Raw genomic sequence first — 12,288 nt, 5'->3', positions numbered from 1 at the left:
AGGTTTATAATGCAACTTCGTAAAGTGAAAATAGTAGGCACTGGAAAATATCTACCCAAGCGTACAGTAACCGATGAGGAATTGGATCAGAAGTTAGGTGTACAAGCAGGATGGACTCATAAAGCTACAGGTGTGGGCGTGCGACATTATGTAAGTGAAGGCGAGACAGCTTCAACGATGGGTGCACAGGCAGCGCAAGATGCTCTGGATGCTGCTGGTCTTACTTTTGCAGATATCGATTGTCTGGTCTGTACAAGCGGAACGAAAGAACAACCGTTACCGAGTACAGCGGTATTTATCCAGCAAGCGATGGGACAAGAAGATTCAGGTGTGCCTGCTTTTGATATTGATGCGACATGTCTTAGCTTTGTAGTAGGGTTAGATACTATGTCTTATCTGGTTGCCGCCGGACGGTATCGTTATGTTTTGTTAGTATCTACAGAGATTGCTTCAGCAGGGCTTAATTGGAATGAAAAAGAAAGTGCGGCGTTATTCGGAGATGGTGCAGCAGCAGTCATTATTGGTGCATCTACGTCAGAAGAGTCTGCCGGGATTATACATACATCGCTTCAAACGTATAGCAAAGGTGCACGTTATTCTGAAATTCAAGGCGGAGGAACTCGATTACCTGCTCATATGCAAAAGGAGTTAGCAGACCCTTTTTTATTTTTTATGGATGGACAGAAAATATTCCGCATGGCATCGCGCTTATTGCCTGATTTTATCGATCAAATTTTGGAGCAATCCCAGACCAAAATGGAAGATTTCAAATTGGTGATTCCTCATCAGGGGAGTGCTATGGCAATGCGTCTGATACGCAAAAAGTTAGGCATCCATGAACAGCAATTTCTCGATATTACCCCCAATCATGGTAATACGATAGCTGCTTCGATTCCAATGGGGATTCATGAAGCGATTGTGCAGGGCAGGATTCAGCGAGGAGATCGTATATTACTAATGGGAACAGCCGCTGGTCTATCACTGGGAGGAATGGTTCTTGATTACTGATACTGAGTCAGCTCAAGCACCACAACGGATACTGATAACAGGTGGACGTGCTCCTGTAGCGCTTGAATGGGCGCGTCTTTTACATCGTAACGGTCATCAGGTCTATGTAGCTGAAAGTAGTCGTTATCATCTTTGTCGTGTATCTGAGGCTGTTCTAGCCAGCTTTCAAGTGCCACCACCACGTCAACAACCGCAAGCTTATCTCACTGCATTGAAGCAGTTGATTATACAGTATCAGATCGATCTTCTTATACCTACGTGTGAGGAGATTTTCTATATTGCGGAAGGATTAGAAAGGTTACAGCCTTATTGTCGTGTACTGACACCGAATATAGATACACTTCATCATCTGCATCACAAAGGGACATTTATCGAGCAGGTGATATCTAGTAATCTCGCTGTGCCTATTACTTTTTCAGTAGAAGATCCATCTATAGATTCTTATAATTATGGTGTCCCTGATCAAGCAGGCAATACGTTTGTACGTAAGCCGGTTTATTCACGATTTGCATCTAATGTTATTATGCCGTGGGAATCTAGACGCAATTCCGCTCCAAATAAACAATCTACTATACCAACCTTGTCTACCACAACACAAATAAAAGCAACAAACACAAAGGTTGATTCACCTCGCTGGATTGCTCAACAGTATATTAAAGGCAAAGCGATTTGTACGTATAGCATCGTTCATCAAGGAGTCGTTATCGCTCATGCAACCTATACAAGCGACTATAGAACATCACGTACAGGAGCAAGTGTCTATTTTGAAGCGATAGAGCATGGTCAAGCGTATACATGGGTCTGTCAATTTGTGCAACATCTATACGTCGATCATCAGCAGATGTCTAATTCAGCATTTAGCGGTCAGATTAGTTTTGATTTTATAGAAGAAGATTCTACAGGTATATTATATCCAATCGAATGTAATCCACGAGCGACAAGCGGTATTCATTTATTTCAGCGACAAGATCAATTGGTACAAGCAGTCATCGATCCCGACTCCTGTGTACAACGTGGACAAGTGATTATGCCGAATATTGGAACAGCTAGAGTACTCACCTTACCGATGTGGATAGCAGGATTCAAATACAATCGCAGTACACAAGACTGGCGCTATTGGTGGAAAAGTCTGCAACAAGCGACTGATATTGTGTATCAAAAAGAGGATCGTAAGCCATTTGGGGAACAATTTCGGCTCGTTATGCAAGCATATCTTACCAGTCGTGCACAGCGGATATCGCTTACAGAAGCTTTAACGTATGATATCGAATGGAACGGAAAGGAGAACTTATGACTAAAGCATTGATTACCGGCGCTACAGGATTTCTAGGCGGACATATGGCAAGACGATTGGTAGAGTTAGGCTGGGATGTGACAGGAACAGGACGAGATCGCAGTCGTGGTCAAGCTTTAGAGCATTTAGGCATACAGATGAACTATTATGATCTAGGCGATGCAGAACAGACGAGACAAGCTTGTAAAGGGCAACATGTAGTATTTCATTGTGCAGCACTATCTTCGCCCTGGGGCACGTATGCTTCTTTTTATCGAAGTAATGTAGAAGCGACTCAACATATTGTAGATGGTTGTATTGAGCATGATGTCAAGCGATTGATTCATGTCTCTACGCCAAGTGTCTATTTTGATGGCAAAGCTCATTACGGGATTAGAGAGTCTGATCCGCTCCCTCGAAAAGCAGTAAATCATTATGCAAGTACCAAATTATTAGCGGAACAGATTGTACAACAGGCGTATCAGAAGCAAGGATTACCATCGATGATGATTCGGCCACGTGCTATTTTTGGACCGATGGATCAGACATTATTTCCACGTCTGTTAGAAGCTAATCGTCAATCCGGTGTACCTTTATTGCAAGGTGGACGTGCTCCGATTGATCTTACCTATGTCGATAATGTAGTGGATGCGATGTTATTAGGTGTACAAGCTCCTGAAAATGCGCTGGGTCAAGCTTATAATATATCTAACGGTGAGCCGCTTCCTTTTATCGAATTGTTGACCCGTTTATTTCAACGGTTGGATATTCCTTTACATACTCGTCGTGTGCCTTATCCTGTTGCTCATGCGGTAGCTGGAACGATGGAAATGGTGTACCGACTTATCCCTGCATTGGGTGAGCCTCCGTTAACTCGCTATAGTGTCAGTTCTATAGCTGTACCGCATACGTTGGATATTTCGTTAGCACAGCAACAACTGGGTTATGTACCACGTATCAGTGTAGATGAAGGGTTAGAACGATTTGCAGATTGGTGGTGTAGACAGTGATCACTTCGACAGCAGTTCGATTATTGATAGGGGCGGCAGGATATTGTACACATCCTGAATGGTTGACGTTGCGTGGCGGTTCGTTACGATCCGTATCATTTCCGGCAGGGTTTGCTTGTATTCATCATCCAGAGCATGGTTATATTTTGTTCGATACAGGATATAGTGCGCGCTTTTTTGAAGAGACAGCTACATTACCGCAATCGTTATATCGTTATATTACGCCTGTCGTATACCAACAAGAAGATTCAGTAGTCACTCAGTTAGAACTACAAGGGATACGTAGTGATCAGATTGCATATGTGATCTTGTCGCATTTTCATGGAGATCATATTGCTGGAGCAAAAGACTTTCCACAAGCGACATTTATCTACCTTTCTGAATCGTATCAAGCAGTCAAAGACTTGAGTGATATACGTGCTGTCAAAGCAGGCTTTCTAGCAGGATTATTACCGGATGATCTAGCTCAGCGCTCGCATATATTACATCGCTCAGAAGCATTACCTGTAACGTCGCTCCTACATAACGATTCATCTTTAGCTACAGCTTCTTCTTTGACAAATTTCCCCTGGCAACAAGGTTATGATCTACTGGGAGATGGAAGTCTGATTGCGATTGAATTGTCAGGTCATGCAGAAGGAATGATCGGGATTCTATTATCGACAGGGACAGCAGATTACTTGCTCTGTGCAGATACCGTATGGTCGAGTAGAGCATTTACCGAAAATCGTCCACCGCATAGGTTAGCAGGTATTATTATGTCTGATCGTCAGCAATATATGCTCAACTTGAACAAATTACGTCAGCTTCATAATGAATATCCATCTATTCGAATAGTACCTAGCCACTGTAATCAAGTATTACAGCATTGGGGAGGACAATGGTTATGAAAAGAATGAGCGAACTGCTCTACACGCTTCGGATACTGTATCATTATTGGCGCACTCGCCGCTTAGCTGGGTGGACAAGTAAACCTAAGTTGATGAACTGGCAAGAACAAAAAATCATCCAGCATATTCGCCGTATCCGTAAGCAATCTCCTTTTTATCGTCAATGGTGGCAGGGAATACCTGATCATCAATGGCGAGACTTTCCGCTGATTGATAAGTCGATAATGATGGAACATTTCGATCAATTGAATACACTTGGAATTACAAAAGAGGAAGCGATGCAGATTGCCGATCAAGCTGAGCAGACGCGAGATTTTGAGCCTACTATACAAGGGGTGACGATCGGTCTGTCTTCGGGTACATCGGGTAATCGGGGGTTATTTCTAGTCAGTCCACAAGAACAAGCGCAATGGACAGGAACAGTGCTTGCCAAGTTGTTACCCGGTGGTATTCGGCAACAGCAGAAGATCGCTTTCTTTTTAAGAGCGAACAGCAATCTGTATGAATCGGTACAAAAAGGCAAACTACAATTTCGCTATTTCGATCTATTGGTACCTTTATCAGAACATATTCAGCAACTGGAAAGTTATCGTCCAAGTCTGTTAATTGCACCTGCTTCGATGTTGCGTTTGTTAGCCGAGCAGAAGACAGCCGGTCTATTAACGATCCAACCACAAAAAATAATTTCAGTAGCAGAAGTACTTGATCCGTTAGATCGTGAATATATAGAGTCTGTATTCGCACAGACTGTACATCAGGTCTATCAATGCACTGAAGGGTTTCTAGCGGCGACTTGTGCGTATGGTCATCTGCATCTGAATGAAGATATTGTACATATTCAAAAGGAAGTATTAGATGAGCAGAGTAGACGCTTTGTACCGATTGTGACTGATTTCTCGCGTAGATCGCAACCGATTATTCGATATCGTTTAAATGATATTTTGACCGAATCTGTAGAGCCTTGTCCTTGTGGATCGCCAATGCTCCGAATCGAACGAATAGAAGGACGTTACGATGATATTATCTATGTTGCTCATCAGACAACCAAAGAATTAGTACCGCTATTTCCTGATCTTGTTACGAGAGCAATTATAGGAGCATCGCCAGCAATAGAACATTACCGTGTGATCCAGTATGACAGCCATCAACTGGAAATAAGTTATCGTCTTACTGGAAACAAAGATTATGTAGCACACGATGAAGCTGTCGAAGCACAAATAATCGATCGTATTCAGCATATTTGTGATACTTTACAAGCCGTCATGCCAGTGATTACATTTACAGCATATGAGTTCACGCCCGGGATCGTGAAGTTACGGCGAGTAGAGCGAAAGTGGAAGTTGTGAGTAGCAGATGAGTAGCGCTACAACCTTTTCTATATCGAAAACAGATCATTCTAGATAAAGTCATATGTATTCAGGCATGAGTAGATAAAGGAGGGTATCATGTCCAACCAAGTAAAAGCGTCATCGGAACGCAAACGTATCGCTTTGGTGACAGGGACATCTAGCGGGTTTGGATTGTTGATCGCAGTATCCTTAGCGGAAAAAGGAATAACCGTTATTGCGACTATGCGTGATCTGGCACGCAACGTAGAGCTGGCACGTATTGCAGAACAAAAAGGAATTGCCGACCGGATTCATTATTTGCAATTAGATGTGACTGATACAGTGTCGATATCTACAGCGATAGAAAACATTCAGGCGCAATATGGAACGATCGATATTCTGGTCAATAATGCAGGTTATGCTGTTGGCGGATTTATCGAGCATGTCCCGATGGAGACTTGGCGAGCGCAACTGGAAACGAATGTGTTTGGACTGATTGCTGTTACCCGCGCTGTTCTGCCTGTCATGCGTGAGCAAAAGGATGGCTATATTATTAATATGAGCAGTGTTAGCGGACTATCTGCTTTTCCCGGATATGCTCCTTATGCGACATCCAAATTTGCGATCGAAGGATTCAGTGAAAGTTTGCGCCATGAGATGGCTGATTTTAATGTGAAAGTGGTTCTGGTCGAGCCCGGTTCCTATCGCACCTCTATCTGGGAAAAAGGGCTGGCAGATATCCATACGGTTCCTAACTCACCTTATCAATCTCGCTTAGAAGCTGTATTACGCTACTCTCGTAAATCCGCATCATCTGCTCCTGATCCACAAGAAGTTGCTGATCTAGTCGGTCGTATTGTAGAGAAACGCTCTCCTAAGTTGAGGTATGCTATTGGAGAAGGTTCTCACATCATGATCTGGGCTCGCAAATGGGTACCGTGGCGTGTACTTGAATGGGTGATAGGACGAGCTTTGAAGTCTTAAATTAAAACCATACTCCTCACCAATAATAAAAAACAGCACCATTCATCCCTTAGCTAAAGGTGAATGGTGCTGTTTGTGATATACCGATACATTATTTACTTGTAGTCTCGTTAGAAGTAGATGTTGTAACAGATGTACTTTTGCTACTGGAAGAAGATGTTGCAGTCTTTCCAGTAGCAGTGGATGAACTGGAAGTCGAAGAAGTGCTATCTGTTGCTCCATCATTTAACAATGGCTCATTATTGACATCATCTTCTTCAGCTAGATTAAGACTACTCAGGAAATCCGAGACTTTCCGCAAATATTCTCGTGGATGTTCGCGGAATTCAAGCTCATGGTGAGCTCCTTGAATTACCCAGCTTCCTGAATTCGGATTGGTCTGATTTGCAGCAAGTTGTTCTGCAATCTGGTAAGGTGCTTTATCATCATTGGTTCCATGAATAAAGAAAATCGGAAATGGATAATCTTCCTTTTTCACCTGTTGATATGGAATCTGATTCAAGCTAGTACCATTAACGATCGGCAGTAGAAATTCCAGAATTTCCAGTGATGGATGTCGTGGAAGATCCAACTGCTGCTGAATATTGTAATAAAGTGTATCCGGTTCTAACAAGAATGTACTATCTAAAATCATTGCAGTCACATCTTTGGTTTTGAGTCCAGCTTGTAAGGCTGTACCTGCTCCCATCGAAAAGCCCCAGACTACAATTTCTTGAGATCCTTTTTGCTTGGCAAGTTGAATCGCTCCAAGTAATTGTTGAGATTCTTTTTTACCACCGGTAGCGACTTCTTTATTCGTTTTGGCGGCAAATCCATAATCGAACATGACTACATTAAAATTAAGTTTGTGTGCGTAGTGAGCGAGATCGTACATAGGAATCCATGTTTCTTCTCGATTCGCACCATATCCATGACTAAAAATAATCGTTTTGGACGACTTTTGTTCTGCTGGAATATACCAGCCCTGCATCATCCGGCTATCATCTGCTGCTGGAAATGTAATATCTTCGTACGCCATTCCTTTTGCCTGCATCGGATTAGAATAGACACTTGCTACTGTCGGATTAGACAGCACCCAAGCAATATAGGCATGCAGTGCCACAAAGCAAAACAGGAAAAAAAACACTATGGATAACAGGAAAGCTACCACAACATGCTTTATTCGAATCTGTCTTGGTGAAACTACAGGAGGTGTCTCTTCTAGCTCAGATGAATGGGGCTTTGCATTTTCTTGCAAAGTAGTGGACATCTTGCTCCTCCTAGAAGTGAAAATGTATTGTTCGTTCTAGCATCCATTGTTCCATGAACCGATTTGATTCGACATTATCTACTTATGGTAAAAGTCTATGACAGCAAAGTCAATGTCAGCTCAATGTCTTCTTCATTATTATCGACGTATTTCTCTTTACGATTAGAGCTAGCTTCGATATAATTTATGTAACCAAGTTTCATCCAATGAAACTTACAAAATTAGACAGTGTGCGTATGAATAGATTCAAATGCGGAGGCGACAACAATGGAAGATCGCAAGTTAACTGTACGAGCAGTAGAACGTGCGTTAGACATATTACTGTGTTTTACCCGAACGAGCGATCTTGGACTCACCGAGATTGCAACCGAGATTGGATTACACAAAAGTACAGTACATCGGTTGTTAGCGACTTTAGAAGAAAAAGGATTTGTGATTCGCAATAGCAGTACAGATAAATACCGTCTAGGTATCAAAATCTGGGAGTTATCGACCCACCTTTCCCAAAACGATGATCCTGGATTGTTGTTGCTTGCAGATATGGAAGAATTACGCGAGCAATTGGGAGAAACGATCAGTCTATACTTGCGAGATGGCGACGAGCGCTTACGGATTCAAGCGGTGCAAAGTAACCAAGCTGTGCGACGTGTTGCGCCTGTAGGAGCAAGATTGCCTTTGACAGTGGGCGCATCGAGTAAAGTCCTTGTTGCTTTTTCCAGTAGCGAACAGCAAGAAGAGTTGTTGAATAGTCCGGATTGGCCGAAAACTGTCGATGTGACACATTATCGTGAACAGATCGCAGAGGTACAACGTAACGGATATTCGACCAGTTATGAAGAACGAGAACCCGGAGCAGCAGCAGTCGCAGTACCGATTTTTGATCGAACAGGGGCATTGCGAGCTTCGTTATCGTTATCAGGCCCTGTTAGCCGTCTGTCGATGGACAAGTTACATGAGTATGCGCCTGTATTGATTCAAGCGGCGCAAGAGATGGGCTTTAAATTGAGATAATGGATAGATAGAGCAGTAAGATAGATATAAATAGAGCAGTAAGAACGTAGAAATAACAAATCTAACACTGGATCAAATGATATATAAAATTCGATTATTCTTATTAAAAGTATATAGCGTGACCAAGATATGATCTAACTAAACCAACAGTGAATGCCCTATTGCTAAGGTGTTCACTATTTTTTTATAACACAAAAAAGAGGCTCCCACATTAGGGAAGCCTCTTTTTGTATGACTTTATGATCTAAGCGAAATGGTTAATCAATTATACCGTTTCACCTTTGTTAGTGTTTTGCATCATTTGACGAAGTACAGTTTGCAAGATACCACTGTTATGGTAGTAATCTACGTCTACAGCACTATCCAGACGAGCGGTTACTTGGAATTCAAATGTTGTACCATCTTCACGAGTACCTTTGACAGTAACTTGTTGACCAGGTTTGACATCGTTGCTCAATCCTACGATATCAAATGTCTCGGTACCTTTAAGTCCCATACTGCTCCAACCGTAACCTTCTTGGAATTGTAGTGGCAATACGCCCATACCTACCAAGTTACTACGGTGGATACGTTCAAAGCTTTCAGCGATAACCGCTTTGACGCCTAGCAAGAATGTACCTTTTGCTGCCCAGTCACGAGAACTACCTGTACCGTATTCTTTACCTGCGATAACGATCAAGTTCTGACCCTCTTCTTGATAACGCATCGATGCATCATAGATCGACATCACTTCATTGGTAGGAAGGTATGTGGTTACGCCACCTTCTGTACCTGGAGCGACCTGATTACGAATACGGATATTAGCAAACGTACCGCGCATCATCACCTGGTGATTACCACGACGGGAACCATAAGAGTTGAAGTCTTTACGCTCAACACCGTTTTCTTTCAAGTATTCGCCTGCTGGTGAAGAAGGAGAAATATTACCTGCTGGTGAGATATGATCGGTTGTTACCGAATCGCCAAGCAATGCAAGAACGCGTGCACTGCGAATATCTTCGATATCTTTGATACCATCAGCCAGTTTTTCAAAGAATGGTGGATTTTGGATATAAGTTGATTTGTCATCCCACTCATACAATTCACCTTCTGGAACAGGAATTTCATTCCAACGTTTGTTCGCTGTAAATACATGCTCATAACGGCTACGGAACATTTCTGGAGAAATGGATAAGCCGATAGCATCACGAATTTCTTTCGCTGTAGGCCAGATATCTTTCAAGTAAACTGCTTCACCTGTAGGATCATAACCGATTGGATCATTTTGTAGATCGATATCAACTGTTCCTGCAAGCGCGTAAGCGACAACAAGTGGAGGAGAAGCCAGATAGTTCATTTTCACCTGAGCATGAATACGTCCTTCAAAGTTACGGTTACCTGACAATACAGAAGCAACGGTTAAGTCATTATCTGCAATAGCTTGTCCTACTTCGTCTGGCAATGGACCGGAGTTACCGATACATGTTGCACAACCATAGCCTGCTAGGTAGAAACCAAGTGCTTCTAGATCTTTGTCTACGCCAGCTTTGTGTAAATATTCTGTAACGATCAATGAACCTGGTGTTAAGCTTGTTTTCACATAGCTAGGTACTTTCAAGCCACGAGCCACCGCTTTTTGTGCAAGTAATCCAGCACCAAGCATAACGCTAGGGTTAGATGTATTTGTACAACTGGTAATTGCAGCGATAACGACTGCACCTGCACCCATTTGAGTCGTTTTACCGTTTGGATGGCTTACTGTGATTTTTTCAGCAATTTTCTCATCAGACAATCCGTAACCACCTGCATCTACAGGAGTACGTATTGCATTTTGATAGCTGGATTGCATATTAGTCAGTTCGATGCGATCCTGTGGACGTTTTGGTCCAGCAAGACTCGGTACAACAGAAGCTAGATCCAATTCAATCGTATCAGAGAATACTGGATCAGGTGTTTCTGCAGTACGGAACATGTTTTGTGCTTTGTAGTAAGCTTCTACCAATTCAACTTGCTCATCAGCACGTCCTGTATTGCGAAGATAGAACAACGTCTCATCATCGACAGGGAAGAAACCGATAGTTGCACCGTACTCAGGAGCCATATTAGCTACAGTTGCACGGTCAGCTAGACTGATATTGCTTAGGCCTGGACCGTAGAATTCTACGAATTTACCAACTACGCCTTTTTTACGAAGCATTTGAGTAACCGTAAGCGCTAAGTCTGTTGCTGTTGCGCCTTCACTCAAGCTACCTGTTAATTTGAAACCAACGACTTCTGGCATAACGAAGTATAGCGGTTGTCCAAGCATACCTGCTTCAGCTTCAATACCACCAACACCCCAACCAACAACACCAAGACCGTTGATCATTGTAGTATGTGAATCTGTACCTACTAAGGAATCAGGGAATACTTGTAGTTCGCCATCAACAGTTCGAGTAGCTGCTACAGAAGCAAGATACTCCAAGTTAACCTGGTGAACAATACCTGTAGCTGGTGGAACAGCGCGGAAATTATCAAATGCTGTTTGTGCCCAGCGCAAGAAACGGTAACGCTCTTCGTTACGTTCAAATTCAATATTCATATTATATTCAAGTGCATCAGGCGTACCGAATGCGTCTACCATAACGGAGTGGTCAATAACAAGGTCAACCGGTACAAGCGGATTGATTTGTTTTGGATCGCCACCGGATTTTTTAACAAAATCACGCATAGCAGCTAAATCAACAACTACAGGTACACCGGTAAAATCCTGAAGCACGATACGTGCAGGGATAAAAGGAATTTCTTTCTCTTCGCGACCTTCACTCCAGTTCGCAAGTTGATTGACATGTTCTTCAGTGATTGCACGTCCATCGTATTGACGAACAGCAGCTTCAAGAAGCACACGAATCGAGAAAGGAAGTTTGGAAATGTGCTCATAACCTTTTTCAGCTAAAGCATTAAGGCTGTAATAACGGTAAGACTGGTCTCTCACTTTCAGTTCTCGGCCAACAGAAAATGAATCTTTTGGTGACATAGATGCCCCTCCTCAAATAAAATACGGCTTACTTTTTGGATTTTGCGTTACAGGGAAAAATCCTCTACATTTTGGCAAATGATCTTGACACGCTTGCTGGATAAAATTAGAAATGAAAACGGTTCAATTCATTACTATTCTATACTATTAAGCAACTAAAATCGAATTATTCAAAATGAAGAAAGGTAAAAAGTTTTGTAGTTTCATACAGTGAAACACAATTTCAAAAAGTAACTCTTGTATTAAGTATACCGTTTACATGATAGGTAGTAAAGATTTTTTTGGAAGAAATTTGATTCAATTACAATCTTAAAAAGTAGTTGATTGTGGTTCGATAATATCTTTTGAAGTAAAGCAATAATTTTCTAAATTGTATCCTTCCTTAATAGTAGAAATTTGATCTCAATCGTATAAACATAATGAGTTACTTTATACACTCAATTTTGTTCTGTATAGTTATATAAAAATTAAAAATTTCCTTTTGGTAAAGAGTGGAATTATAAGATTCACTTCCTTTTTATTAAATTAAAGTAGGGTGGT

9 protein-coding genes are annotated in these 12,288 nt (G+C 42.0%); 7 read left to right on the top strand and 2 right to left on the bottom strand.

The genetic code is table 11. From position 1 onward, the window contains the following. The first annotated feature begins 9 nt into the window (after positions 1 to 9). From QCD85_RS14605 to QCD85_RS14580, 6 genes are all read left to right on the top strand, one after another. Positions 10 to 1,008, top strand: a complete 999-nt coding sequence (locus QCD85_RS14605; RefSeq protein ID WP_273614775.1) for a beta-ketoacyl-ACP synthase III — start codon at positions 10 to 12, stop codon at positions 1,006 to 1,008. Further along, positions 998 to 2,302 carry an ATP-grasp domain-containing protein gene (locus tag QCD85_RS14600; RefSeq protein ID WP_301263067.1) on the top strand — a complete coding sequence of 435 codons (1,305 nt, stop codon included), beginning with the start codon at positions 998 to 1,000 and terminating at the stop codon, positions 2,300 to 2,302. Before QCD85_RS14605 ends, QCD85_RS14600 begins: the two co-directional genes overlap by 11 nt. Then, positions 2,299 to 3,291, top strand: coding sequence for an NAD-dependent epimerase/dehydratase family protein (locus QCD85_RS14595; protein WP_301263066.1), 993 nt, complete (start codon positions 2,299 to 2,301; stop codon positions 3,289 to 3,291). Before QCD85_RS14600 ends, QCD85_RS14595 begins: the two co-directional genes overlap by 4 nt. Further along, positions 3,288 to 4,181 carry an MBL fold metallo-hydrolase gene (locus QCD85_RS14590; protein ID WP_301263065.1) on the top strand — a complete coding sequence of 298 codons (894 nt, stop codon included), beginning with the start codon at positions 3,288 to 3,290 and terminating at the stop codon, positions 4,179 to 4,181. Before QCD85_RS14595 ends, QCD85_RS14590 begins: the two co-directional genes overlap by 4 nt. Further along, complete coding sequence (locus QCD85_RS14585) at positions 4,178 to 5,527, top strand: F390 synthetase-related protein (protein ID WP_301263064.1); 1,350 nt, start codon at positions 4,178 to 4,180, stop codon at positions 5,525 to 5,527. The genes QCD85_RS14590 and QCD85_RS14585 overlap by 4 nt, the downstream gene beginning before the upstream one ends. Positions 5,528 to 5,626: 99 nt before the next feature. Further along, the gene (locus QCD85_RS14580) at positions 5,627 to 6,493 is read left to right on the top strand and encodes an SDR family oxidoreductase (protein WP_301263063.1); all 867 of its coding nucleotides are present in this window, start codon (positions 5,627 to 5,629) and stop codon (positions 6,491 to 6,493) included. A gap of 91 nt (positions 6,494 to 6,584) precedes the next feature. On the opposite strand, the gene QCD85_RS14575 is transcribed toward QCD85_RS14580, so the two are convergent. Further along, positions 6,585 to 7,742 (bottom strand): alpha/beta hydrolase, encoded by a 1,158-nt coding sequence (locus tag QCD85_RS14575; protein WP_301263062.1) that lies wholly within the window; start codon positions 7,740 to 7,742, stop codon positions 6,585 to 6,587. A 267-nt stretch (positions 7,743 to 8,009) separates the two neighbouring features. On the opposite strand from QCD85_RS14575, the gene QCD85_RS14570 reads away from it, so the two are divergent. Beyond that, the gene (locus tag QCD85_RS14570; RefSeq protein WP_273614782.1) at positions 8,010 to 8,753 is read left to right on the top strand and encodes an IclR family transcriptional regulator; all 744 of its coding nucleotides are present in this window, start codon (positions 8,010 to 8,012) and stop codon (positions 8,751 to 8,753) included. A gap of 265 nt (positions 8,754 to 9,018) precedes the next feature. Here QCD85_RS14570 and acnA read toward each other — a convergent pair whose 3' ends face one another. Continuing rightward, positions 9,019 to 11,748 carry an aconitate hydratase AcnA gene (gene acnA, locus QCD85_RS14565; protein WP_301263061.1) on the bottom strand — a complete coding sequence of 910 codons (2,730 nt, stop codon included), beginning with the start codon at positions 11,746 to 11,748 and terminating at the stop codon, positions 9,019 to 9,021. Positions 11,749 to 12,288: the final 540 nt, after the last annotated feature.

Source organism: Paenibacillus sp. PsM32 (genome assembly GCF_030433815.1).
GTDB classification, from domain to species: Bacteria; Bacillota; Bacilli; order Paenibacillales; family Paenibacillaceae; genus Saccharibacillus; species Saccharibacillus kyungheensis.
Note: the sequence above shows the minus strand (reverse complement) of the source record. Positions and strands in the feature narration are given on the sequence as shown.